The sequence below is a fragment of the Paenibacillus algorifonticola genome (assembly GCF_000971975.1).
In the GTDB taxonomy this organism is placed as follows: Bacteria; Bacillota; Bacilli; order Paenibacillales; family Paenibacillaceae; genus Pristimantibacillus; species Pristimantibacillus algorifonticola.
Genome location: NZ_LAQO01000061.1, coordinates 1 through 24,196 on the forward strand (window position 1 = coordinate 1; position 24,196 = coordinate 24,196).

Here is a 24,196-nt window from a genome sequence, read left to right on the forward strand (position 1 = left end):
TTTGTATAAATGAGAAACAGGAGACCTGCTCAGCGATTTTGAAAATTTTGAATAGGGTTTACAACTAAATAGTTCAATGCTGATATAAAAAAACAAGTGACTTGTTATTTATCTCACGTCATTAAGCTGGTGGACAGAATAATTAAGCATTTATATGGCCTTAAATCTGCAAATGGAATTTGATTAAAGCAATGGATTTATGTATAATTATTCTTTGTATCGCATTTATATGCATATCAAGGGGGAGTTTTATGAAATATAAGGTATTTGTTGACGGACAAGAAGGCACGACAGGCTTGAAGATTTTTGAGTATCTGGCAAAGCTGTCGGACATTGAAGTTCTCAGAATTGACTCTGACAAAAGAAAAAATCCTGAAGAACGAAGTAAATTTCTTAATGGTGCAGATATCGTTTTTCTTTGTCTGCCCGATTCGGCTGCCAAAGAGTCAATTGAGCTTGTGAAAAATGACAAAACAAGAATCATTAATACCAGCACTGCCTTTAGAACGGATAAAAACTGGGCATATGGCCTGCCTGAGTTGAAAAATCAAAGAGAAGTAATACAGACCGCATCAAGAGTGTCCGTTCCAGGTTGTCATGCAACTGGCTTTATTCTTACGATTAGACCGCTAATTGAAGCAGGCATTCTTCCAGAAGATTACCCTGTAACGTGTTATTCCTTGACAGGCTACTCTGGAGCTGGCAAAAGCGGAATAGAGGAATATGAGAATTCAGTATTAGCAGCTGAAAGAAAACTCCATGTTCCAAGGCATTATGCGCTGCAGCACAATCATAAGCATATACCTGAAATGTTGATGTATTCAGGACTTTTATATGAACCATTATTCACGCCTATAAAAGCTAATTACGCACAAGGACTAGCGATGTCAGTGCCCTTAATTAGCAGGATTTTGCCCAAAAACGCTTCTGCAAAAGATGTACATGAAGCATTATCCGCGTATTTTGAATCGGAGCGTTTTGTACATGTGATGCCGTACGATTCAGAAGCATACCTTGATGAAGGACAATTCATGATTTCTGAGTGTAATCATACGAACCGATTGGAGATTTTTGTTTTTGGACAAGAGGGCAAGGTGAATATTATTTCCAGATACGATAATTTAGGTAAAGGCGCATCGGGTGCCGCAGTACAAAACATGAATATCATGCTTGGACTGGATGAAGGAAATAGCTTGGTGAACTAAATCAGATTATGCAAAACGTTTTCCGCTATCGGATAACGATAATTTAATAAAGCAGCGGCGGCCTAGGGCATTATTTCGTATTAATAGGCCAATCAGAGATTTCTGGTTGGCCTATTTTCATGTCCATGACAGCCGCTGTTTCTTTTATTGAGGTCTGTCTAATCCATTATTTTTCTTGAAAATTTGCTATTTCAAATTATTGTTATTGAAGTGCTGGAGCATTTCGGTGAATTGCTTTAGCGAGGCATCATCCCACTGTGAAATGCTGGCATAGAAGGCGGATTCTTTTTCCTTCAAGGCTTCCAAAGTTCGTTCCCGTCCAAGCTCGGTTAAGGATAAGCGCACGCCGCGGCGATCCTCAGGGGTGGTTTCACTTTGTACATAGTGGAGATGCTTAAGCTGATTCACCAGACGGCTAACGGAGCTGCGGTCCATAGCTGTTGCTTCAGCTAAAGCTGTGGCGCTCGTTGCCCCATAGGAAAGGAGCCATCGTACAATTAAAAAAGCGGCGGGCTGCAAGGTGGAGTCGAACCGCGCAGCAGCTCTGACATTCAAGGCGTGGGAGGCGCTAATAAGCGCATTAAGCTGTTCACCGAGCTTTAGCTCAAGCTGTGTTCGCGGTGTAAACTGCTCTGATTGGTTATTGTCCATTAATAAACATCTCCGTTGGATCTATAGATTTACATTTGAATTTAATTGACATATATCAAACAAAATCATATAGTTGATTTATATCAATTATATGATTTTGCATATGGAGTGTCAAAATAAATTCAGGGTAAAAAGGAGAAGCGTATGAATACAAATTCAAATTCAGTGGCTGTCATTACAGGAGCGACCAGCGGCATTGGACAAATTGCTGCAATTGATTTAGCCAAACTCGGTATGAAGCTTGTGTTAACCGCTAGAAGCAGGGAACGAGCAGAGGAAACTTCCAGAAGGATTAATGAGGCAGCGCCAAATTCAGAAGTTGTCTTTTTTTACGGAGACTTATCTGTTATGGCGGATGTGAAAAGAATAGGGGAAGAGATCCAGTCAGCCTATTCGCAAATAGATGTGCTCGTGAATAATGCGGGCCTGCATGCCTTTAAGCAGCGGATCACCTCCGAGGGTTTCTCGGAAATGATGGCCGTCAACTATTTGGCGCCCTGGCTATTGACGTTGATTTTGCTGCCGTCGCTCAAGGCTTCAAGCAAAGCGAGAATTATCAATGTGGCTTCAGAAGCATCCCGCAATCATGGGGTGCTGGCGCTGCCTGAAGATTTAACGGATACAGCTGATTTTACAGCAAGGGGCTCGTCGGCGATCTATGGAAAAACGAAGCTGTTGAACATTATGTTTGCAGGGGAGCTTTCCCATCAATTATCTGGCACCGGCGTAGCTGTTCATTCGCTCAATCCCGGATTTAATGTAACAGGGCTTGGCCGCGAGCTTTGGTTTGCCCCGATGCTTGAACGAGTATTAAAATGGCTGCGAATTGGAGATCCGCGCAAAGGTGCCGAGATCATTACCCGTTTAGCGGTTGACCCGCAGTATGAAGGAGTTACTGGCGGGTATTATAACGTTGGGACAGGAAAATCAATCCATCCTGTGCACCCTGGCGGCGATCATGCGATGCAGAATAAGCTGTGGAAGGAGACGCAGCGATTGCTGCAGCAAAGGGAATGGATTTAAATGATGGGTTTAATCCAGTTTATGGAGACTACTCCGGTTTTACCGCAAAAAGCATAACAGCGGCGGCGTCTAAATGCTCCAAGACGATAGAGTAACGGTGCGACTTGAGCCAGTTTTGAAGCTCATGCAAGCGGAAAGGCTCGATAGCCGCAGCAAGTGGCTGCCCGGCAGCAGCAGATTTAAACGAACCTGCTGCAGCTTCGCTATCCTCGCTAATATCGGTAATGGCCATTCGTCCCCCCGGCAGCAAAATGCGGTCCATCTCAGCCAGAGCCAAAAGTTGCTGGGAACTATTCAAATGATGCATCGCAAAGCTGCAAGCGATGAAGGAGCATACACGATCCGGCAGCGGCAGGGTAAGCAGGTTGCCGAGCTTCGCTTCCACATGCGGCAGACGTCCACGCAAAATGCTCAGCATTTGCGCCGATTGCTCAATAGCCGTTAAACGTACACCCGCTTCCGCGAGCTTCACAGACAGGTTGCCAGTTCCAGCTCCAAGCTCGGCGCCGTACTCGCCCGCAATTGGGTCAATCCACTCCAGCGTCTTTATGAGCGCGTGCTCATAGCCAGTAGGTGTTAGCACCTTTGCTAATGCGGCCAATGGGGCCGCCTCGCCATGCTCCAGCGCCAGACGATCATAATCCCAGCGGTCGTTCCAGCTGCTTCGCTGGAAGCGGGAGTGCTTCATCATTTCCGCCGCGTCCTCAGCTGCGCCAATCCCGGGCTGTGCTTGACGCCGCCATTTGGCAATCGTATCATCAAGCGCCTGCAGCTTTTGCCCTGCTGCGACCCATTCCTCATACAGCAGAGCCCGTGCACGATCGGCTAATCGCAGAAAATCATCATGCTGGTGTACCGTCTGCAGCACCTCACCGATGGCAGCCAGCGGCATGCCCAGCTCACGCAGCGCAATAATCCATCGCAGCCGCTCAATATCTGCCTCGCTATACAGGCGATAGCCGTTTTCGCGCGCTTTCGCGGGCGTAACGAGCCCTTTTTCCTCATAAAACCGCAGCGTACGCGGAGTTGTGCCAAGCAGCCGTGCGGCTTCAAACACCTTCAAAGCCATCCCTCCTTTCCTTAAGCATGAACCTTTCCCTAACGTGAAGGTCAAGCTTTTTTTAAGATGCTGATTCATTCTACCGCTGAGTGCCCCTTGAAAAAAGAGCCGCCTCCGCACCGTTGTGCATCGAGACAGCTCTTATTCGTATTTATTAGTATTTATCCCTATACAGCTTGCAATAGAAACAGCGCATTATTTTCGGCCGTTCAACAGCTCCCAGCGATACACATATTCAAAAATGAACTCAAACGCCTCCAAATGGCGCTTCGCTTCAAACGGATTCGCTCCCCAAGCGTAAATGCCGTGCTTGCGCAGCAAAATACCGGGAATTTCCGGCTGCAGGCGCTCAGTCACTTCGGGAACGATTTGCGGAATGTTAGCGAAGTTGGACACAATCGGAATGTCGATATGCGCTTCCTCGTCCCAAATATTGAATGCCTTAATCAGCTCTACGCCGTCTACTGGCACAGATTTGCGATCCCAGAACCATTCCGAGATGACGCTGTTAAAGACGGTATGCACATGAAAAATAGCGCCTGCGCCCGTCTGGCGATAAATTTCGCAGTGGATCAGCGTTTCCGCAGAAGGCTTAAGCTTCGTCGCTTCGACAGCTTTGCCTTCTTTGTCGACGAATAAGTAGTCTTCCGGTGTATGAACCGTTTTATCCTTGCCGCTTGCCGTAATGGCAAAATGGAACTGCTCGGGGTCGAAATCGCCGACGCGGACCGACAAATTGCCGCTTGTGCCAGGGAACCAGCCACGCGAGGCGAACAGCTCCTTCACTTCACGCAGATCAGCGAGTGCCTTCTGCTTCTGCTCCGTTGTAATTTGCTCAAATGTCATTACGATTCATCCTTTCCCTTGTCAAGCACGCGAATAATATCATGAAACGTTTCATATTCGGAATGAGGCAGGCCAAGCTCTTGGCATTTCGTCGTCAGGTGCGAGCGGGAAAATACCGTATCCGCCAGCTTTGCGCCTTCAAAGTCCGTCACGCTGTCGCCAATGACAATACGTTCATATTGCTCAGCGGGGAAACGGCGCATAATGGTCGTTTTGCACATGCCGCATGCATTGCTGCACTGTCCGTCACATGGATGCGGCCATGTAATTTCAATATTAGGACCGCTAAAATCGTGGCCATTGCAATAAATATGATCCTGCGGAATATCGAATGGCTCAAGCACCGGATAGACAAAAAAGTCAATGCCGCCGCTTGTCACGTAAAATTCAATATCATTTTCCCGGCAGTAGGAGAGGAGCTCGCCAAAGCCTTCGCGAATGCGCGCATTCGTAATGCCGAAATGAACAACCTCGCTCATCATCGAGGAAGGGAGGAGGCGGAACAGCTTGCCTACCCCTTCACGAATAGAAATTTGCTGCGAAATCGTTTGCTCCACAATGGGCTCCCAGCCTGGCGGGTTAAAATGGCGGATAATCGCAATAATATTATCGTTGACCGTAATCGTTCCGTCGAAATCGCAGAAAATAATGCGTTTTTTTGCTGCTGTCATTCTTTAATCCCCCAAGCGTCAATAGCAGCCTGCAGCGCTTCGCCGCCAGGAGCTGCGGCAGCTTCGCGCAGATGAACGCCGTTCATCGCTGCATCAATAGCGAGGCGGAAAGCTTGTCCACCAGCAGCGGTGCCCATCGGATGGCCGTGAATGCCGCCGCCAGCGTTGACGACTACATCGGTGCCGAAGTCGCGCAAAATAAGCGGTACGAGGCCCGGATGAATGCCCGCGGATGGAACCGGGAAGCTGGTAAGCAGCTCGCTAGATGGTGCCAGCAGCGCGTCCTTTACGGCGAGATTTTCTTCTTTCGGCATGACGACCGAGCCGTAAGGAGAAGGGAACAGTACGAGATCAGCTCCCGCAAGGCGCATAAGCTTGCCTAGCAGCACGGAAGCGCCAATGCCGTAGTGTGGCGAAGGATACATCGCGCCCGCCATTGCTGGATGTGCAGCAATCGGGACATTAATGGATGGATCTTTGCTCAGCTCATGCAGCACATCGTAGCCATAAGCCAGCACATTGAAGAGCAGGGCGTTAGCTCCCGCCGAAATCGCTTTGCGCGCCTGAGAAGCAAGCTGCGAAGTAGGCCCCGTCAAATTGACGGCATAAAGCAGCTTTTGGCCCGTTTCCTGCTGGGCACGCTCGGCCGCTTCCATACAAGCCTCAACGCGTTTTTCCAGCGGGGTCAACGGATTTTCAAACAAAATTTCATCGTCTTTAATCAGATCAACGCCGCCAAGCGCCTGCTTATAAAACTGCTCCTGCAAGTTCGTCAGATCATGTCCGACAACAGATTTGAAAATGCTCATCAGCAGCGGGCGCTCCTGTACGCCGAGCAGACCCCGAACGCCCTGCAAGCCAAACTTCGGCCCCGGGAAAGCAGAACCGAATGACTGTGAAACTTCAATATCAATCAACTTAATGCGTCCATCCATCGACAGCTTGCCGAAAATCGTAACGAGCAGGGCAGGGATGTCACGGCTAAAATTGATATCTGGATAGGCAATGCGAATATCAGCGTAGCGATTGCCTTCTCCGCCTTCATGTACATCTACGGACAACACTTTGCCGAGATGCTTCTCCATTTCGGATTTGCGCGCTTCCGGCAAATCGGTCCAGCTTCCAACCGTCAGGCCGACGGCGATGGATAACGCTTTTTTATTAAAATCCGCTTTATCGTCAAAGCTGCGGTAGGTGGCAATGCAAAATTCACTCATTTTTTCAAGCTCCTTTCAATATCGGCTCCAATTTCGGCTGCGCGCTCAGAGGAACGCTTCATGCCGCTAGCAATCGTTTCAGCTAAACCTTTCTGGCTCATCAGCTCAAGCGCTGCTTGCGTCGTACCGTTCGGCGATGTCACTTTGCGGCGCAATTCCGCAGGCTCCTCACCAGTTGCGCGTACCATTTCCACAGCACCGAGCACTGTCTGAGTGACAAGCTCCTTGGCAGCCGTTTCGCTAAGGCCCATTGCCTTCGCCGCATCAATCATCGATTCCATAAAATAATACACGTAAGCCGGGCCGCTGCCCGATACGCCGGTAATGACGTCCTGATAGCTTTCCTCAACGACGGAAGTGATGCCAACGGATTGGAAAATAGCTTCCGCCAGCTGCTGCTGCTCCTTCGTCACCGCTTCGGAATAACTGATGCCTGTAACGCCCAGCCCGATCGTGCAGGAAGTATTCGGCATCGTGCGTACAATGGACAGCTTGCGGCCAAGCAGCAGCTCAATCGAAGCAATCGATAGTCCGGCAATGACCGAAATAATGAGCTGATGCTCCGAAATAAAAGGCTTAATGCCCGCAATCGCTTCAGCCGCATCCTTTGGCTTCATCGCGAGAAAAACAATATCGGCTTCCTTCAGAAAAGCTTCGTTCGAGGAGCCTTGCAAAATCGTCTGAACGCCATATTGGCTGTTAAGCTCGGTCAGTCGATCGGCATTTTGCCGGTTGAGCATAGCAATGCGTCCCGGCTGTGTCAGCTTCTGATTAATCATGCCGCGGGCGATGGCTTCTGCCATGGAGCCAGCGCCGTAGAAAGCGATTTGCAGGGACTGAATATGATCAATCGTCTTGGTGTCTGTATCTATTGGCATAACGGTTTCCTCCAGTATTTTTGAAATCGTAAAATGAACGCGGAATTAGCCACGAATTTGTCCGGAGCCAATAATCCGGTATTTTGTTGATGTGAGAGCAGGCAAGCCCATTGGTCCGCGTGCATGAAGCTTCTGCGTACTAATGCCGATTTCGGCGCCAAAGCCGAATTCAAAGCCATCCGTGAAGCGGGTAGAAGCATTATGATAAACCGCAGCCGCATCAATTTCCTGCATAAAGCGGGCTGCATTGCTCGCATCCTCGGTAACGATGCATTCGGAATGCTGTGTCCCGTAGGTGCTAATATGGGCGATGGCTTCATCCAGACTATCGACGATTTTAACGTTCAAAATATAGTCATTGTACTCCGTCGCATAATCCGCGTCAGTTGCTTGCTTGACGCCGGAGATCAATTGAATAACACGTTCGCAGCCGCGAAGCTCTACCTTTGCTGCCTTAAACTGCTCGGCAAGGGAGAGGAGCGACTCACTGGCAAAAGCTTCGTGAACAAGCAGCGTTTCCATGGAGTTGCATACGGAAGGGCGCTGTGCTTTTGCGTTAAGGGAAATACTTGCCGCCATATCTGCATTTGCGCTCGCATCAATATAAGTATGGCAAATGCCTGCTCCGGTTTCAATAACCGGAACGGTAGCATTTTCGACGACGGTGCGAATGAGCACTGACCCGCCGCGTGGAATAATGACATCGAGCAGTCCATTCAGCTTGAGCATTTCATTGACCGATGCGCGATCGGAATCTTCAATGAGCTGGAGGGCATCGGCTGGCAATGCCGTCGTCTCAAGCGCTTGACGCAGCACCTCAATAATTTTGCGATTCGATTCAAGTGCTGCCGAGCCGCCGCGGAGCACGACGCAGTTGCTTGTTTTCAAGCATAATCCTGCCGCATCGACCGTCACATTCGGACGTGCTTCATATATAATGCCAATAACGCCGAGCGGTACACGCGATTTCTCAATATGCAGCCCATTCGGACGGTCGAACTGCTCCAGCAGCTCGCCGACAGGGTCAGGCAGCAGGGCGATTTCACGGAGCGCTTGGGCAATGGCTTCAATTCTTGCCTCATCGAGAGCGAGACGGTCAAGCAGGGAGCGGCTAGTGCCGGCTGCTTCACCGTTTTGCAAATCGAGCTTGTTCGCTTCAATAATGTCAGCTGTATGCGCAATTAATGCGTCAGCGATCGTAAGCAGCGCCGCATTTTTCTGATCGGTCGTTACGGTATTCATGACACTTGCAGCACGTTTTGCCAATGTGGCTTTGTGGACAACTTCGCTTGTCATAGGTTTGTTCCTCCTAAAATAAATAATGAAATACGGTCGGACCCATACTATAAAATAGCGGGCTTATTTTAATGAAACCCATTCATCCCGGTGGATCACTTCGATCCGGCTCACGTCAATTCTGCGCCGCACTTCCTCGCTGCCAAGTCCGGCTGCGGCTTGCGTCTGCCAGGCGGCGTAGTTGACGACGCCGCGTCCAATCGTTTCGCCGCTTACGCTAAGTACCTCAACGATATCGCCGGGATGGAAATCGCCGCTGCTGCCTGTAATGCCGGCAGGGAGGAGGCTTTTGCCTCCTGCAAGCAGCGCATGCTCTGCTCCTGCATCGACTGTAATCGTGCCTTGAGGCATGGAGTGGAAGCCCAGCCATTGCTTCTTCATCGGCAGGCTATGCATTTCCGTATCGAAATACGTGCCTTTGCCGAAGCCGCTTGTAGCAAGCGACAGATCGCCGGGCTGCTGCACTTTGCCGATAAAAGCGGGCACGCCGCCGCGCATGGCGATCCGGGCTGCTTCAATTTTGGAACGCATCCCGCCCGTTCCGACTGCGGACCCAGCACCGCCAGCGAACTTCATAATGTCAGCGGAAATGCTGTCGACTCGCTCGATTTTGACCGCTTGCGGGTTTTTGCGAGGATCCTCCGTATACAAGCCATCCATATCTGTAATAATAATGAGCTGCTCGGCTTTCGTCATAGTTGCGACCAGCGCCGACAAGTTGTCATTATCGCCAAATTTCAGCTCATCGGTTGCAACGGTGTCGTTCTCATTAATAATTGGTATCGTGCGCAGCCTGAGCAGCTCTTCGATGGTCAGCAAAGCGTTTTGGATTCGTTTGCGGTTCGAGAAGTCCGCTCGTGTAAGCAAGATTTGTGCCGCTCCAATACCGAACTGGCTGAAAGCTTCCTGATACGCTTGCATGAGCAGTGCTTGCCCAACTGCAGCGGCCGCTTGCTTCTCATGTACAGCTTTGGGCCGTGTCTCATAGCCAATTTGGCGAAATCCTGCGGCAACGGCACCGGAGGTGACCAATATGACCGAGCGGTCTGCTGCATGCAACGCGGCAAGCTCGGAGACAAAATAAGCGATGCGTTCTTTGTTCAGTCCGCCTTCCTCGGAGGTTAGCGAGCTGCTGCCGATTTTTACAATGATTCGTTCCGCCATTTATCCATCATCCCATTTCCTGACAAAATAAAAAAGACTCCCGTCCGTAAAGGACGAAAGTCTTATAAGCTTCCGCGGTACCACCTTAATTGACTGTATGCCGCTTAAGGCAAACAATCCTGCTTGGGCCTCGTAACAGGAGGTGCTGTCCGATTCATCATCGGCCGTTCAGGGGCAGGTTCAGCGAGCAGTCGAGGTAAATTCTTGCAGCCTCTGGAATTCACTCTCTGGGCACGACCTAGTCAAGCTTACTGGTCCCGTCATAACGTTTCATGTTCAGTTGATGTAAGCATATCATGATCGACGGGTGCTGTAAAGAGAGGCATTTGCAGGCGGCTAGGCCTTGAAAATACCGAGCTTACCAATACGTTCAACCGCTTCCTCTAGCCGTGCTTCGCTCGTAAGCAAACCAAGCCGCACATAGCCTTCGCCGAATGAGCCGAAGCCGACACCCGGCGCAACAACAACATCCGCTTCCTGCAAAACGAGATCCGCGAACGATTCAGACGTGTAGCCTTCTGGAACAGGCAGCCAGCAGAAGAAGGAGCCACCCGGGCGCTCTGCTTTCCAGCCGATGCGCGCAAGTGCGCCAAACAAAGCTTCGCGTCTGCGCTCATAAGTGGCATTCAGCTCAGTTACGCATTGCTGCGGTCCGGTTAGCGCTTCTGCAGCCGCTTCTTGAATGCCGCCAAACAGGCTGCAATAATAATGATCCTGCATGAGATTGATTAAAGAAATGATTTGCGAGTTGCCCAGTGCAAAGCCTACGCGCCAGCCCGCCATATTGTACGATTTGGACAACGTATAAAACTCTATGCCAACTTCTTTTGCTCCCGGCGTTTGCAGGAAGCTGACCGGACGCTCGCCATCAAAGCCAATGGCGCCATAAGCAAAATCACTTGCGACAACGACGCCAGTGCGGCGGGCGAATTCAACCGTTTGTGCATAAAAGTCCGCATTCGCGACCGCGCCGGTCGGATTGTTCGGGTAGTTCATAAACATCAGCTTAGCCCGCTTAAGCGCGGCTTCGTCAATGGCACTATAATCGGGCAAAAAGCGGTTTTCCGCCGTTAGCGGCATAAAATGCATATCCGCGCCGGCGAGTGCCACGCCTGACCAATAATCGGGATAGCCTGGGTCAGGCACGAGGCAGACATCGCCTGGATTAAGCAGGCACTGGCTAATTTCGACCAGGCCCGTTTTGCCGCCGAACAAAATGGCGACCTCTGTTGTCGGGTCTATATCAACGTTATAATCTTCTTTATAACGTTTTGCGACGGCTTCCTTGAGAAAAGGGTAGCCGCTGAAAGGCGGATAACGGTGATACATGGGGTTAGCGGCAGCTTCCTGAAGCTTAGCCACAATGTGCGGCGGAGTCGGCTGATCGGGATTGCCTTGTCCAAGGTTAATGACGTCGCGGCCTTTGGCGACTTGGGCATTAGCCTTGGCAACCAATTTAGCAAAAAACTGCGTAGGCAAACCCGTCATACGATCTGCTGGTTTAATGATATGCTGTTCCAGCTTTGTTTCCATTCTTATTCACACTCCACATCCAATAGTTGCTCATGAACAATAAGCCGTTAAGCATTACTGTAGCACGCAAAAACCATTTATGTCGAGTGATTCAGTTGGAATGAAGCAGATGTTAAGGCTCGCGGTGTCAGGAAAAGCATTTATGTGGCCGGAATGCCGACTTTTTTAATGAAAGCTGCGATGTCGGCTTTAAACAGCAGCAGCAGTGGCCTGCGCTGCTCATCAAAAACTAACAGCTGTGGCGCTTTGCCTTCGCATACGAATAGAAATACTTCGTTTACATGGAGTGAAATATTATTCGTGCTCAGCTTGAATGGTTTTTCAAGTGGAACGCGATAGACGTAGGAGCAAGTATTGTCATTCGTTAACTGGGGGGCAAGACCCGTTACAGAGCCAAGCCAGCTGTTTACCATCTTTTGATAGTCCTTGTCATTCGGTACAGATAGAACGACCTTGCCGGCTTTTACATCAAAAACTTGAATCGGTCCCACTGTATGGTGCTCTTCCGCTGTCTCCTGGGCAAAACCGGTGGAGGCGAAAATAAATAGTGAGCAAGCTGCGCACAGGGCAGCTATCCATTTTTGCAGCTTCATGTTGGCATGCTCCTTGTCTGTATATGGATTGGTAATTGTACTTGAGTTATCATCCCCATCTTGACACAGAACCATGTGAAGGTATCATTAGGGAAAATGAATGGTTGTATGATACAGGAGGCCTGACGAAAATGAATAACGAAAAATTAAACATTGCGCTGCTGCAAATGGACATAAATGCAGGGAATCCGGAGGCGAACTTTGCCAAGCTGGAGCAAATGCTGGAGAAAGCGGTTAGCGGGGGACGGAAGCTGGATGTTATTGTTTTTCCTGAAATGTGGAACACGGGCTATGCGCTGACGGAAATTGAAGAGCTGGCCGATGCGAATGGAGAGCGGACGAAGCAGTTTTTGTCAGCCTTTTCGGCTAAACATCAAGTGAATATTGTTGCGGGCTCGATTGCGGAAAGCAAGGCGGATGGCGTTTACAATACGATTTATGCTTTCGACCGTGCAGGGGAAACGATTGCGGATTATTCTAAAATTCATCTGTTCCGTTTAATGGACGAGGAGAAATATTTGCAAGCTGGCGATAAGCTTGGCTCGTTCCAGCTTGGCGGACAGGAAGCCGGCATGATGATTTGTTATGATATCCGTTTTCCCGAGCTTGCTCGCAAGCTGGCGCTAGGAGGTGCCAAGCTGCTGTTCGTTCCAGCCGAGTGGCCTAATCCGCGCCTGCATCATTGGAAAACGCTGCTGAGCGCAAGAGCGATTGAAAATCAAATGTTCGTCATTGCCTGCAATCGGGTAGGGCAAAGCGGCGAAACGAGCTTTTTTGGGCATTCACTCGTCCTTGATCCGTGGGGAGAAACGATTGCCGAGGGTGGGGAGGACGAAGCGATTATTTATGCGGAAATCGATCTTTCGCTTGTGGATACGGTACGCGGAAAAATCCCGGTATTCGAAGACCGCCGGCCAAATTTGTATTAAAAGCTTGGAGAAAAGTCGAGAGGAGTAAAAAAGGTGGGGATTGAGAAGCGCTAGCGCTTGCTTTTGCTATTTAATTTCTTCCGTAGCAACGGCAGCTAAAAAAATTAAATAGCAGCAGTGATCGAAACCCAACCTTTTTACGCTTCGGAGTTGCTTTTTAATCCAATCTTTTTAACGAATCATTTATTTATAATGGACGATCGTTTTGTTCATTGTTCTAATGAAAGCTTCCGTAGCTTTGGACAGGTAGCGCCCCTTGCGGCTGGCTATGACCAGCGTCCGTGACGCTTTGGGGGACAGAGGCAAATAGATGGGGGCGAATTCGCTCCCTCTTTGCCGTGTCAGCATTTTCGGAACGAAAGCGATGCCCATGCCGCCCGCGACGAGCGATTGGACGGTCTCAATATTGCTGCTTTCAAATACGATTTGCGGCGTAAAGCCGGAAGCTTGGCACAGCTCGACCGTAATTTGCCGGAAGCCTTGGCCTTTTTTTAATCCGATAAATGGTTCATTACGCAATACGCTAATCGGTACAGGCTCTGTGCTTTCGGCAAGCGGATGCTGCGGCGGGATCGCCAGACAAATTTCTTCTTCCATTAATGGCTCCCATGCAAGCGAGGTGTCGGCAAGCGGAAGGGACAACAAGCTGAGATCGGTGCCGCCGCTTGCTGTAAGCTGCTCCAGCTTTGCAGAAGTATCCTCTACAAGCACAACTTCGATTTGTGGATATTGGGCGCCGAATACCGGCAGGACGAGCGGCAAAATATGCGAGCCGGTAATCGGCAGCGTTCCGACGACGAGGCGTCCGCGCCGCATTTGCGCCATATCGTCCATTTCCTGCTTTAACTGCTCAATGGCATCGAGAATCGTTTGGGATTTGTCGACGAACACCTGACCAGCCTGCGTCAGCTCAACTGAGTTGGTCGTGCGCCGAAACAGCAGCACACCAAGCTCCTGTTCCAGCTTCGACAGCTGCTGGCTGAGCGAGGGCTGGGCGATATGCAGCTTTTCCGCTGCGCGGGAAAAGTTTTTCTCAATTGCGATTTGCAGCACATACTGCAATTGTCTAAGCTCCATGGGCATCCTTCGCTTTCTATTTTTCTGGGAAGAGCTTCTTCATTTACCGTTATAGTTGTTACCTATAGACATTATAGATATTATATCTTGGATCAATCAAGTGCCAGATGTTATGCTTAGAGCATCATTTTTGAAGAGAAGTCGAACGATGGGGTGAATTTAATGGCTAAAAGAACGATGTTTGAGAAGATTTGGGATAATCATGTCATTAATCAAGAAGAAGGCAAACCGAGTATCATTTATATCGATCTTCAACTGGTTCACGAAGTAACTTCGCCGCAAGCTTTCGAAGGTCTTCGCATGTCTGGTCGTAAAGTACGTCGTCCAGATTTGACATTTGCAACAATGGATCACAACGTTCCTACGAAAGACCGCTACAACATTACAGATCCAATCTCCAAGCAGCAAATTGATACACTAACGCAAAACTGTAAAGATTTCGGCGTAAAGCTGTTTGATCTTGACAATATCGATCAAGGCGTTGTACACGTTATGGGTCCTGAAATTGGCCTCACGCATCCGGGCAAAACGATCGTTTGCGGCGACAGCCACACTTCCACGCATGGTGCGTTCGGCGCGCTTGCATTTGGTATCGGTACTTCCGAGGTTGAGCACGTAATGGCAACACAATGCTTGCAGCAATCGAAAGCAAAAACGATGGAAGTTCGCTTCACAGGCAACCGTAAACCGGGCGTAACGGCAAAAGATATGATTTTGGGCGTTATCGCAAAATACGGTACGGACTTCGCTACTGGCTACGTTATTGAGTACACAGGCGAATCGATCCGCTCGCTGACAATGGAAGAGCGTATGACGGTTTGTAACATGTCGATCGAAGGCGGCGCTCGCGCAGGCTTGATCGCTCCTGATGAAACGACGTTCAACTATCTTCGCGGACGTGAGTATGCTCCAGTAGATTATGATGCAGCTGTAGAAGAGTGGAAATTGCTTTCCACTGATGAAGGCGCAACTTATGATACGATTGTTGATTTTGATGTAGATTCCCTGATCCCGCAAGTAACCTGGGGTACAAGCCCGGGCATGGGTACAGATATTACGTCTTCCGTTCCTTACCCAGAACAGCTTCCTACGGAAAATGAGCGTAAAGCTGCCGAGAAAGCACTGGAATACATGGATCTGAAACCAGGCACGCCAATGAACGAAATCGAAATCGATTATGTGTTTATCGGTTCTTGTACGAATGGACGGATTGAAGACCTTCGTGCTGCTGCAGAAATCGCTCGCGGCTACAAAGTTAGCGATAAAGTGACAGCAATTGTCGTTCCAGGCTCTGGCCGCGTTAAAATCCAGGCTGAGAAAGAAGGCCTTGATAAAGTATTTATCGAAGCAGGTTTTGAATGGCGTGAAGCAGGCTGCTCGATGTGTCTGGCGATGAACCCGGACGTTCTGCAACCAGGACAACGCTGCGCATCGACATCGAACCGTAACTTCGAAGGCCGTCAAGGCCGCGGAGGCCGTACGCATCTTGTATCCCCGGCAATGGCTGTTGCTGCAGCTGTTATGGGCCGCTTTACAGATGTGCGTGATTGGAATGTCAAAACCGAAGTATTGAACTAATCAGGACGTGTGAGAGGGGTATTACCGATATGGAACCATTTAAACAGTTTACGGGCATTGTTGCTCCAGTCGATCGCGTTAACGTAGATACAGATGCGATTATTCCTAAGCAATTTTTGAAGCGCATTGAGCGCAGCGGCTTCGGACAGTTTCTATTTTTCGAATGGCGCTTTCATGAGAACGGTGAAGTAAACGCTGAGTTTGAACCGAATAAGCCACGTTATCAAGGGGCTTCCGTGCTCATTTCTCGCGCTAACTTTGGCTGCGGCTCTTCCAGGGAGCATGCTCCTTGGGCGATTCTTGACTATGGCTTCAAAGTCGTTATTGCACCGTCTTATGCGGACATTTTCTACAACAACTGCTTCAAAAACGGCATTTTGCCGCTTAAGCTGAGCGAAGAGCAGGTTGAAGATCTGTTCCAGCGCACGGCGAAGCATGAGGGCTACAAGCTGAATGTTGATTTGGAAAACAATCGTCTGACTGATGATTATGGACTGGAAATCAATTTTGATCTTGATGAGCACCGTCGCCAGTTTTTGCTGCAAGGACTTGATGATATCGGCCTGACGCTGATGCATGAAGATAAAATTACAGCTTACGAGCAAAAACGCGCTGCAAAAGCACACGCATAAGCTGCAAATAAGAAAAACGCCTGGCGGCGTCCTTTCTATTAGACGCCATCGTTTTGGCGAAACGGATAGAGAAAGGATGAGAACATTCATATCCTTTCCTATACGTCAAGGTGAAACGGCTGTCGCCGTCCTCTGGCGGCGCGGCGCGTTTCATTCCGAGAAATATAGTGAAGGATGGAAAAACTATATACTTTCCTATATTTTAAAAAGAGGGCAATTTCCTGTCGGAAAAATTGTCCTCTTTTTTCCTCTATACGCAACTTTTTCTGACGCTATGCGTCTAATATTTTAGTCTGTTTAAGTCGAATGCACCCCATTCGATGAGGGCAATTTCAGTCATCGAGGTGGAAAATGAAGAAATTTGTACCGATTCTGTTGCTCATGTCGTTGTTGTTCACGCTGTTTTCCAGTGCAGGACATGCTGCCGAGGTTGTGCCAAAGCTTTATTTGAATGGGGCTTTACTGGATTCGAAGGTAGCGCCGCAAATCGTAGACAACAAGTATACGCTTGTGCCGATTCGGCTCGTGTCGGAGAGTATCGGCTACAAAGTAGGCTGGTCGTCAGCTACACAGACAGTTACCGTACATAATGGTTCTGATTCAATCGTACTTACTATTAACCAGAATGTTGCCTTTGTTAACAACGAGCAGGTGATGCTGGACACGCCAGCTCTGCTGCAAAAAGGGACAACCCTTATTCCGCTGCGTTTCGTTGGGGAATCTCTCGGAATGAAGGTCAATTGGGACCAATCGACAAAATCCGTCCAATTGTTTAAAGAAGAGGAACCAGCGCCTACGCCAACTCCATCTACAGATCCGGTTGTCACACAGCCTGATGGTGTTGTAACGGACATTTCGTATGACAATGAAAATGCTATTATTATTCATTACGAGGGAAGCGCTGTCTACAATCAGCCTTTCAAGCTTGAAAGTCCGAAACGAATCGTAATAGACATTCCAAAGGTGTCCTATTCGGATACGCTTTTAGCGCAGCTTGGATCAGGACAGATCAATCTTGAGGTAGGCGAGCATCCTTATTTGAGCGGCATACGCTATTCCTTGTTCTCGTCAAGCCCGGCAACCGTCCGCATTGTGCTTGATCTGAAAGCAGATGCCGATGTAGATGTCATGAACAGTGCACTAGGCGAAATTCGCATCAATGTCATTGATCCGCTGCCAGTAGAAGCTACGCCTACGCCAACACCGACGCCTTCTGCGACGCCAACGCCAACTGCAGGTCCGACACTGCCAGCAAATGGTGTTTATTCTATCGTAATTGACGCGGGACATGGCGGCTCTGATCCAGGTGCCAAAGGAATTAACGGCAGATGGGAGAAAGAATTTAATCTCAGCCTTGCTTTGAAAGTGAAGGATCTGCTTGATAAGGAGTCGAAAATTAAAGCCTATTTATCCCGTCCTGATGACAATTATGTGAAGCTGGAGGATCGGGTAAAGTTTGCTGAAAATCTTAAAGCCAATCTATTCCTGTCTATTCATGCCAATAGCAATCCGAGCAGCGCCGCAAATGGTACGGAAACTTACTATACAAGAGCTAGCAGCAAAGCGTTTGCAGATGCGGTGCACAAGCAGTTTGCGACAGCAACTGGCCTTAAGGATCGTGGCGTCAAGCAGCAAAGCTTGCATGTGACGAGAGAAACGACGATGCCGGCCATTTTGCTCGAAGCTGGATTTTTGTCTAACGCTGACGATTACAAGAAGCTGTTTGATGAAGCGGTGCAAAATAAAATCGCTGCCGGAATTGTAGCAGGAATCAAGGACTATTTGAAGCTATCGTAGAGACAGGGGGATAACAGATGCTGCGAACAGTAAGCCAGTTCATGTTGACTTTATGTATAGTTGGAGTCGTTGCGGGCTGTGCGGCGGTAAACAAGCCAGCTGAATCAGGCGCGGGCAGCAGCCCGTCGCCTTCTATTCAGCCATCGGCTTCGCCATCCGCTGCTCCGACGGCTGAGCCGTCAATCGAGCCTGAAAAGCAGACAGCAGAAATCAAGGTATATGCAGCAAATGAAGAACTGGATAATGTAGTTGAGCAGCAGGTTCAGGTTGCATACAGTTCAGATCTTGAACTAGTTCAAAACGCAATAACAGCACTACAGCATGCGGAGGGCGAAGGCGCCGCATCGCTGTGGAAGCTGATCGAAATTAAATCGGTGTTGCTGGGCAGCGATGGACAGGTGACCATTGATGTTCATCTGCCCGACGAGTCTCGACTTGGTTCGCCTGGCGAAGTATTAGTGCTGGAGACACTCCAAAAAACATTGTTCCAGTTCGACTTTGTAAAATCCTATGATTTGCTCGTCGATGGAGACAGCGCAGATACGCTGATGGGCCATGTTGAGCTTGAGCATCCAACACGGAGGCCGTAGCTTTTTAAAATATAAGCATTTATAAGTTTCACCCTTATAAGGGGCTTATATTTCACCCTCGAAACGGTAGCTTAGCCGCCAGAGGACGTCTTCAGCCGTTTACGCTTGATAGAAAGAAAATGATAGAGGTTTAACAAAAGAGTGTAATAGAATAGAAATTCTATTTTAAACGTTTTGAAACTATTTGGGGGGAACGATAATTATGGCATTGTCACGATCATCAAAATCTATCATTGCAGGTACGATTGCATTTTCCGTTTTGGCGGGGCCGTTTGTGGTTCCCGCCCCTATTTCGTATGCGGCGACTGTCAGCTCCAATCCGTTTAGCGATGTAGCGTCGAATCATTGGGCGCAAAAGCATATTACGAAGCTATCGTTTCAAGGCATTATTAATGGCTCAAACGGTCTGTTCCGTCCAGCTGACAATGTAACGCAGCAGGAAGCGGTTCTTATGGCTTTGCGTTTTATTGGCGCGGCAAATGAAGCTCCAACTGATGATACCGTTGCGTTTCCAGAAACGTTTGTCGTTAAGAGCGACTATAAAGGCGAAGTGAAGCTTGCTTTCGATAAAGGCTTGCTGGATCAGGCTGAAGAATATGCGCTTGCCGCTTCCGGCGATCAAGCTGTAGGCTGGGGACAGCGCCCAGCTACACGTGAATGGGTGACGAAGCTGCTCATTCGCGCTATTAACCAGAAGAGCACAGCGGACAGCCTGCAAAATGCCGTTTCGTCATTTAATGATGCGGATCAAATTACTAGCAGCTACCGTGGCTATGTCAATGCAGCTGTTTCACTAGATTTGGTTAAAGGGGTAACTGCAGTCAAGTTCGACCCTAAAGCGAATGTAAACCGCGCAAGCCTTGCAACGCTGTTCAGCCGTGCTGAGAAGCTGTATCCGGTTGAATATGCAGGACAAGCAACGGGTGTGCTGCTGCAAGCCAGTGACACCGGCATCACAATATACAGCAAGGAGCAGTCGGCTGTATATACGCTCGGCACGAATACGGCCATTTATCGTTATGACTCAGAAACACCAATTGCGGCTAAGGATCTTGTGCAATATGCAAATGTAACGGTCATTACGAAATCGGGTGAGGCTGCTTATGTAGAGCTCCAGGATGACAAGCCGCAAATTAAAACGATAACAGGTTCGGTTGGCCGCGTGCTGCCGGATCAGAAAATGCTATATGTGTGGATTGATAATAAGCCGGTAGAGGTTTATTATGACGAAACGCTTATCCTAACCGAAACGTCTGGTAAGACGATTGCAATTAGTGATTTGAAAGAAAACAGTGCGATTACAGTGACGCAGGATACGTTCCGTGCATCTCCTAAAGCGCTGAAAATTACGGTTGACCAGCAAACGGGAGCGGCTGTGCTCAAAGGCACGTTTATTTCCGGCGATGCAAGTGTCCTTACGTATGAAGACAGTGCAGGCAAGCTGAACTCCAAATTTTTGAGCAGCACGGTTGAAATTACGATCGAAGGCATCGTTGGGCCAACGATTGGCGATTTGATTAAAGATGTGGATCAACTGCAAATTACAACGAATGACCAGGATCAGATTACAAAAATCGAGGTCGTAAACCGCAACGTCCAGACGCTCGTTGGCGCTCAGGTGGAAAGCTATAATGCGGACAAAAAATTCCTTGTTGTTTTTGATTCTACAGGCACAAAAGCATATCCGCTTTATTTGACAGATAAAACGAGAATTGACAACAACGGCATTGCAATCAAGCTGGAGGACATTGGCACTTGGCTGACCAAAAACCGCAAGCTGACGATTACTTACAGCGGCGACAAGGTGGTGTCCTTGTCGATTGCAAGCAAATACACGGGCAAGCTCGTTTCCATTAATGCCTCCAGCAATTCCGTTACGCTGAATGTGCCTGGTGGCGTAGATGTTACAGTCACTTATTCGGCGCCGACGGTAGAGGTTCCGGGCATTGCAGCGGCATCGCTGACTGATCTTAAAGTTGGCGATACGATCACAACGACTATGAACGTGAATCAGGATCGCGCAACGTTTATTCAGGTGCACCGTCCGCTGCAATACGAGGTGCGTTCGGTCAACAGCGGCACGAAAAAGGCTACTGTTGTCAATGCGCAAAATGTTCAGTCTGATCTGGTGCTGGCGGGAATTGACATTACCAATGAAACGGGCACCAAAGTGGCGATTGATACACTTGTTCCGGGTACCTTGATTAATGTCAGCTACATTGGCAAAACAATTATCTCAGTGAAATCGATTGCTGTTTCCTACGGTACGGTTCAATCGGTAGGAGCAGACAGCATTACGCTGACGAATGAGAATGGGCAGACAACAACGGTTGCGCTTGGTCAAACGTTCCAAATTACGAAAGGCACGTCCACTTCTTCGGCTACATCGCTGCTTGCGACTGGAGACCGGATTCAACTGAGCAGAAATGAAAATGAAGTTGTGCAGGTCACGGTAGCCGTTGGCCAGAAGAGAACGTTCTGGCAGTATGATGCTACGGCTGGACAGCTGTGGACGCTCAAAACGACCGATTCGGACAACGCCAATTATTTTTATGTAACTGGCTCAACCAAGCTGCTAAAAGATGGAAAAGCGATTTCGCTGCAGGACATTAAATACGGCGATCAGATCATCGTTTATGCTTTCAAAAATAAAGCGGTGGAAATTGTAAAAGTGTAAATTGGTAAGGTTATGTGACAAACTGCCCTACGGGGCAGTTTTTTTATGCTTTTTTCAATATTTATGGTGGATTATAGTTGCATGGCGAGACGATTTTCGCTACACTTTGAACGATAGTGTTTGGAATGGGAGAGAGGACGATGAATGCGAAGCAGAAGATGCGACACATATTGGATACTCTTGCGGAAATGTTTCCGGACGCACATTGCGAGCTGAACCATTCTAATCCGTTTGAGCTGACGATTGCGGTCCTGATGTCTGCGCAATGTACCGATGAAATGGTGAACAAGGTAACCGCAAATCTATTTCAAAAGTATAGACAGCCTGAGGACTACGTTGCGGTTCCGCTCGAAGAGCTGGAGCAGGATATTCGAAGAATCGGATTATTCCGAAGCAAAGCTTCCAATATTCAAAAATTGTGCCGTATTCTCATTGATAAATATGATGGAGAAACTCCTTCCACGCATGAGCAGCTGGTCGAGCTGCCGGGTGTTGGACGCAAGACGGCAAATGTCGTCATGTCTAATGCGTTTAATGTGCCGGCTATTGCAGTCGATACCCATGTTGAACGTGTATCCAAGCGCCTTTCGATAGCGAAGCCTGATGATTCTGTGCTGGAAGTTGAGAAGAAGCTCATGAAGCTTGTTCCTAAAGAGGAATGGACCCTTACCCATCATCGGCTCATTTTTTTCGGCCGCTATCATTGCAAGGCGCAAAATCCGCAATGCGAGATATGTCCGCTGCTGGATATGTGCAAAGAAGGAAAACAACGTATGAAGCCAAGTCTAAGCAAGAAGCCTGTTAAGAGAGTGGCTAAATAAGGTTTGCGTCAGAAGCAAATACTTTTAAAATGAAGGATGATGACAGTGAAGTGTATTTCCGTGTATACAAATAGTTTTGAGCTTTTCTCCGATATTTATGAGCAAGTGCTTAGCTCCCCGCCAGAAGAAAACGAAGATATCGTAGTGGAAGGCGTAACCGTTAGCGGCTCCGGCGACGTGCCTGACCAATACATCGAGCGTATGCGTCAAAAACCGGAAGTCGTTGTTATGCGCGAAAAAGAGCGTAACATTATGATTTTGCAGCATGGCAATGTATTCGAAATTTGCCTGCCTTCCGACGATGAGGAAATTGCATAGGTTATGGCTGAAATGACGGTACAACGCATTGATGAAGCAACAATCCTGGCCGCCCGCGAAATGGCGGACGCAGGTGATGCGCTGCACGCCAAACAAGCTATGGAAGTACACAGTAAGCTGGCCGAGGGTCGGCTTACTGTTGCTTTCTGCGGTCATTTTTCCGCAGGCAAGTCCACGCTGATCAATCGGCTGTGCGGGGCTCAGCTTCTGCCTTCCAGTCCGATTCCGACGAGCGCGAACGTAGTGTCCATAAGAGGCGGAGCAGAGGCGCGGGCAAGCATTATCACGGAGAAGGATGGCGAGGCAGCTAGTCTCAGTGTGCCGCTTGAGGAGCTGGATCGCTATTGCGTAGACGGGGAGCAGTTTCATTCGGTATCGATTACGTATCCAACAGAAAGATTAGGCAATCATACGGTACTTCTGGATACGCCGGGCATAGACTCTACGGATGATGCACACCGGATGGCGACGGAATCAGCGCTGCATTTGGCGGATGTCGTGTTTTATGTGATGGATTACAATCATGTGCAATCGGAAATTAATTTTGCGTTTGCCAAGCAGCTTAAAGACTGGGGCAAGCCGTTATATTTTATTGTGAATCAGATTGATAAGCACAGGGAACGCGAGCTAACGTTTGCTGATTATCGCAAAAGCGTAGAAGAGGCGTTTCAAGCATGGCATTTGGAGCCAGCGGGAATCGTTTATTTGTCGTTGCGCCAGCCAGATCATCCGCACCAGGAATGGGAGGCGCTTACGCGGCTGCTTGACGAGCTGAAGGAATTGCGTGAGCCGCTCGCTGCTTACAGCGTCGATGCTTCGCTGCGCCATCTTGCAGCTGAGCATTTGAAATGGTGCGAGATGCGAGGTGAGCCGGAGAAGGAACGGCTGCTTGCCGAGGCAGGCGGAGAAGAGGAAGCGCAGCGAGTGAAGGCGGAGCGCGAGGAGCTGACTGTCCAGGCGGAGCAGTTGAAGGCTGAACCGGAACGGCTGCGTCTAGAACTGCGCCGAGATTTGCAGGCGCTGGTAGACAATGCGATTATTACACCAGCTCCGGTGCGTGATTTAGCGCATGCATTTCTGGAAAGCAGAAAGCCGGGCTTCAAGACGGGGCTGCTGTTCGCGGGAGCGAAGACGGCGGCTGAGCAGGAGCGCCGTGCTGAGCTGTTCTGCCATGATTTTGCGGGCCAAGTGGGCGCGGCCGTCGATTGGCATGTAAAGGATTTGCTGCGCCGCGGCGCTGAGCGAATCGGCTACGCAGCGGAAACGCTGGAGCAGCAGCTTGCCGAGCAGTTTAGCTGGCAGCCGGATACTTCCTGGCTCATTCAGCGTGTAAACACGGGAGCCGTATTCGGCAACGAGTATACGATGACGTATACGCGCGAATTAGCCGCGGAGGTGAAGGAGCTTTACCGGAAGCGCGGCAATGAGCTTATTGACGCGCTGACGGCGCATGTGGCAGCGGCGAGCGAGGCTGCCGCTGCTGAGGTGCGCGGACGGCTTGCGGCGCTTAATGCGCAAGCCGGGGCGCTGGGGCTGCTTGCGGCGCTAGCGGAGCGCGCTGCGCAGCATGCGGCGCAGGTTGCGGGGACGCTGCCGCAGCCGGTGGCGCGGCCAGCGCTGCCTGCGCCGCTGCGCGCGGC

The 24,196-nt window shown here is 49.3% G+C and carries 22 protein-coding genes; 11 read left to right on the forward strand and 11 right to left on the reverse strand.

All coding sequences use genetic code 11. From position 1 onward, the window contains the following. Positions 1 to 251: 251 nt before the first annotated feature. Complete coding sequence (argC, locus tag WH37_RS32060) at positions 252 to 1,205, forward strand: N-acetyl-gamma-glutamyl-phosphate reductase (RefSeq protein ID WP_046234737.1); 954 nt, start codon at positions 252 to 254, stop codon at positions 1,203 to 1,205. 186 nt (positions 1,206 to 1,391) lie between these two features. Here argC and WH37_RS32065 read toward each other — a convergent pair whose 3' ends face one another. Beyond that, entirely contained in the window at positions 1,392 to 1,856 is a 465-nt protein-coding gene (locus WH37_RS32065; protein ID WP_046234738.1) for a MarR family winged helix-turn-helix transcriptional regulator, read from the reverse strand. 144 nt (positions 1,857 to 2,000) lie between these two features. Here WH37_RS32065 and WH37_RS32070 point away from each other — a divergent pair, with 144 nt between their 5' ends. After that, positions 2,001 to 2,879, forward strand: coding sequence for an SDR family NAD(P)-dependent oxidoreductase (locus WH37_RS32070; protein WP_046234739.1), 879 nt, complete (start codon positions 2,001 to 2,003; stop codon positions 2,877 to 2,879). Positions 2,880 to 2,907: 28 nt separating this feature from the next. Here the strand turns inward: WH37_RS32070 and WH37_RS32075 are convergent, their stop codons facing one another. The 9 genes from WH37_RS32075 to WH37_RS32115 all read right to left on the reverse strand — a co-directional run bounded on the left by WH37_RS32075 (position 2,908) and on the right by WH37_RS32115 (position 12,137). Further along, complete coding sequence (locus tag WH37_RS32075; RefSeq protein WP_231594458.1) at positions 2,908 to 3,936, reverse strand: MerR family transcriptional regulator; 1,029 nt, start codon at positions 3,934 to 3,936, stop codon at positions 2,908 to 2,910. A 198-nt stretch (positions 3,937 to 4,134) separates the two neighbouring features. After that, positions 4,135 to 4,785 carry a methylthioribulose 1-phosphate dehydratase gene (gene mtnB, locus WH37_RS32080; RefSeq protein WP_046234740.1) on the reverse strand — a complete coding sequence of 217 codons (651 nt, stop codon included), beginning with the start codon at positions 4,783 to 4,785 and terminating at the stop codon, positions 4,135 to 4,137. Continuing rightward, positions 4,785 to 5,456, reverse strand: a complete 672-nt coding sequence (locus tag WH37_RS32085) for a 2-hydroxy-3-keto-5-methylthiopentenyl-1-phosphate phosphatase (RefSeq protein ID WP_046234741.1) — start codon at positions 5,454 to 5,456, stop codon at positions 4,785 to 4,787. The genes mtnB and WH37_RS32085 overlap by 1 nt, the downstream gene beginning before the upstream one ends. Beyond that, the gene (locus tag WH37_RS32090) at positions 5,453 to 6,673 is read right to left on the reverse strand and encodes a 2,3-diketo-5-methylthiopentyl-1-phosphate enolase (RefSeq protein ID WP_046234742.1); all 1,221 of its coding nucleotides are present in this window, start codon (positions 6,671 to 6,673) and stop codon (positions 5,453 to 5,455) included. The genes WH37_RS32085 and WH37_RS32090 overlap by 4 nt, the downstream gene beginning before the upstream one ends. Then, on the reverse strand, positions 6,670 to 7,551 hold the full coding sequence (gene proC, locus WH37_RS32095) for a pyrroline-5-carboxylate reductase (protein WP_046234743.1): 882 nt from the start codon (positions 7,549 to 7,551) through the stop codon (positions 6,670 to 6,672). Before proC ends, WH37_RS32090 begins: the two co-directional genes overlap by 4 nt. 45 nt (positions 7,552 to 7,596) lie before the next feature. After that, on the reverse strand, positions 7,597 to 8,847 hold the full coding sequence (locus WH37_RS32100; protein ID WP_046234744.1) for a glutamate-5-semialdehyde dehydrogenase: 1,251 nt from the start codon (positions 8,845 to 8,847) through the stop codon (positions 7,597 to 7,599). Positions 8,848 to 8,910: 63 nt separating this feature from the next. After that, complete coding sequence (gene proB, locus WH37_RS32105; RefSeq protein ID WP_046234745.1) at positions 8,911 to 10,011, reverse strand: glutamate 5-kinase; 1,101 nt, start codon at positions 10,009 to 10,011, stop codon at positions 8,911 to 8,913. 336 nt (positions 10,012 to 10,347) lie between these two features. Continuing rightward, on the reverse strand, positions 10,348 to 11,544 hold the full coding sequence (locus tag WH37_RS32110; protein WP_046234746.1) for a pyridoxal phosphate-dependent aminotransferase: 1,197 nt from the start codon (positions 11,542 to 11,544) through the stop codon (positions 10,348 to 10,350). 140 nt (positions 11,545 to 11,684) lie between these two features. Continuing rightward, on the reverse strand, positions 11,685 to 12,137 hold the full coding sequence (locus WH37_RS32115) for a hypothetical protein (RefSeq protein WP_046234747.1): 453 nt from the start codon (positions 12,135 to 12,137) through the stop codon (positions 11,685 to 11,687). A gap of 131 nt (positions 12,138 to 12,268) precedes the next feature. On the opposite strand from WH37_RS32115, the gene WH37_RS32120 reads away from it, so the two are divergent. Beyond that, positions 12,269 to 13,066: a carbon-nitrogen family hydrolase gene (locus tag WH37_RS32120; protein WP_046234748.1), complete on the forward strand. Its 798-nt coding sequence runs from the start codon at positions 12,269 to 12,271 to the stop codon at positions 13,064 to 13,066. 183 nt (positions 13,067 to 13,249) lie between these two features. On the opposite strand, the gene WH37_RS32125 is transcribed toward WH37_RS32120, so the two are convergent. Further along, a complete protein-coding gene (locus WH37_RS32125; RefSeq protein WP_046234749.1) occupies positions 13,250 to 14,143 on the reverse strand; it encodes a LysR family transcriptional regulator in 894 nt (297 codons plus the stop codon). 162 nt (positions 14,144 to 14,305) lie between these two features. On the opposite strand from WH37_RS32125, the gene leuC reads away from it, so the two are divergent. The 8 genes from leuC to WH37_RS32165 all read left to right on the forward strand — a co-directional run. After that, complete coding sequence (leuC, locus tag WH37_RS32130; RefSeq protein WP_046234750.1) at positions 14,306 to 15,721, forward strand: 3-isopropylmalate dehydratase large subunit; 1,416 nt, start codon at positions 14,306 to 14,308, stop codon at positions 15,719 to 15,721. Between the two features lie 29 nt (positions 15,722 to 15,750). Beyond that, a complete protein-coding gene (leuD, locus tag WH37_RS32135) occupies positions 15,751 to 16,353 on the forward strand; it encodes a 3-isopropylmalate dehydratase small subunit (RefSeq protein ID WP_046234751.1) in 603 nt (200 codons plus the stop codon). Between the two features lie 351 nt (positions 16,354 to 16,704). Further along, a complete protein-coding gene (locus WH37_RS32140; protein ID WP_046234752.1) occupies positions 16,705 to 18,150 on the forward strand; it encodes an N-acetylmuramoyl-L-alanine amidase family protein in 1,446 nt (481 codons plus the stop codon). A 17-nt stretch (positions 18,151 to 18,167) separates the two neighbouring features. Beyond that, on the forward strand, positions 18,168 to 18,740 hold the full coding sequence (locus tag WH37_RS32145; protein ID WP_052737399.1) for a GerMN domain-containing protein: 573 nt from the start codon (positions 18,168 to 18,170) through the stop codon (positions 18,738 to 18,740). A 202-nt stretch (positions 18,741 to 18,942) separates the two neighbouring features. Continuing rightward, a complete protein-coding gene (locus tag WH37_RS32150; protein ID WP_046234753.1) occupies positions 18,943 to 21,417 on the forward strand; it encodes an S-layer homology domain-containing protein in 2,475 nt (824 codons plus the stop codon). A 140-nt stretch (positions 21,418 to 21,557) separates the two neighbouring features. Beyond that, the gene (gene nth, locus WH37_RS32155) at positions 21,558 to 22,238 is read left to right on the forward strand and encodes an endonuclease III (protein ID WP_046234754.1); all 681 of its coding nucleotides are present in this window, start codon (positions 21,558 to 21,560) and stop codon (positions 22,236 to 22,238) included. A 45-nt stretch (positions 22,239 to 22,283) separates the two neighbouring features. Beyond that, positions 22,284 to 22,556: a hypothetical protein gene (locus WH37_RS32160; RefSeq protein ID WP_046234755.1), complete on the forward strand. Its 273-nt coding sequence runs from the start codon at positions 22,284 to 22,286 to the stop codon at positions 22,554 to 22,556. A gap of 3 nt (positions 22,557 to 22,559) precedes the next feature. Beyond that, positions 22,560 to 24,196 (forward strand): dynamin family protein (locus WH37_RS32165; RefSeq protein ID WP_197091409.1); only part of this gene is annotated, 1,637 nt, incomplete at its 3' end.

Coding starts and splice junctions, on each gene's coding strand:
- argC (WP_046234737.1), top strand. CDS start 252: ATGAAATATAAGGTATTTGTTGACGGACAAGAAGGCACGACAGGCTTG.
- WH37_RS32065 (WP_046234738.1), bottom strand. CDS start 1,856: ATGGACAATAACCAATCAGAGCAGTTTACACCGCGAACACAGCTTGAG.
- WH37_RS32070 (WP_046234739.1), top strand. CDS start 2,001: ATGAATACAAATTCAAATTCAGTGGCTGTCATTACAGGAGCGACCAGC.
- mtnB (WP_046234740.1), bottom strand. CDS start 4,785: ATGACATTTGAGCAAATTACAACGGAGCAGAAGCAGAAGGCACTCGCT.
- WH37_RS32085 (WP_046234741.1), bottom strand. CDS start 5,456: ATGACAGCAGCAAAAAAACGCATTATTTTCTGCGATTTCGACGGAACG.
- WH37_RS32090 (WP_046234742.1), bottom strand. CDS start 6,673: ATGAGTGAATTTTGCATTGCCACCTACCGCAGCTTTGACGATAAAGCG.
- proC (WP_046234743.1), bottom strand. CDS start 7,551: ATGCCAATAGATACAGACACCAAGACGATTGATCATATTCAGTCCCTG.
- WH37_RS32100 (WP_046234744.1), bottom strand. CDS start 8,847: ATGACAAGCGAAGTTGTCCACAAAGCCACATTGGCAAAACGTGCTGCA.
- proB (WP_046234745.1), bottom strand. CDS start 10,011: ATGGCGGAACGAATCATTGTAAAAATCGGCAGCAGCTCGCTAACCTCC.
- WH37_RS32110 (WP_046234746.1), bottom strand. CDS start 11,544: ATGGAAACAAAGCTGGAACAGCATATCATTAAACCAGCAGATCGTATG.
- WH37_RS32115 (WP_046234747.1), bottom strand. CDS start 12,137: ATGAAGCTGCAAAAATGGATAGCTGCCCTGTGCGCAGCTTGCTCACTA.
- WH37_RS32120 (WP_046234748.1), top strand. CDS start 12,269: ATGAATAACGAAAAATTAAACATTGCGCTGCTGCAAATGGACATAAAT.
- WH37_RS32125 (WP_046234749.1), bottom strand. CDS start 14,143: ATGGAGCTTAGACAATTGCAGTATGTGCTGCAAATCGCAATTGAGAAA.
- leuC (WP_046234750.1), top strand. CDS start 14,306: ATGGCTAAAAGAACGATGTTTGAGAAGATTTGGGATAATCATGTCATT.
- leuD (WP_046234751.1), top strand. CDS start 15,751: ATGGAACCATTTAAACAGTTTACGGGCATTGTTGCTCCAGTCGATCGC.
- WH37_RS32140 (WP_046234752.1), top strand. CDS start 16,705: ATGAAGAAATTTGTACCGATTCTGTTGCTCATGTCGTTGTTGTTCACG.
- WH37_RS32145 (WP_052737399.1), top strand. CDS start 18,168: ATGCTGCGAACAGTAAGCCAGTTCATGTTGACTTTATGTATAGTTGGA.
- WH37_RS32150 (WP_046234753.1), top strand. CDS start 18,943: ATGGCATTGTCACGATCATCAAAATCTATCATTGCAGGTACGATTGCA.
- nth (WP_046234754.1), top strand. CDS start 21,558: ATGAATGCGAAGCAGAAGATGCGACACATATTGGATACTCTTGCGGAA.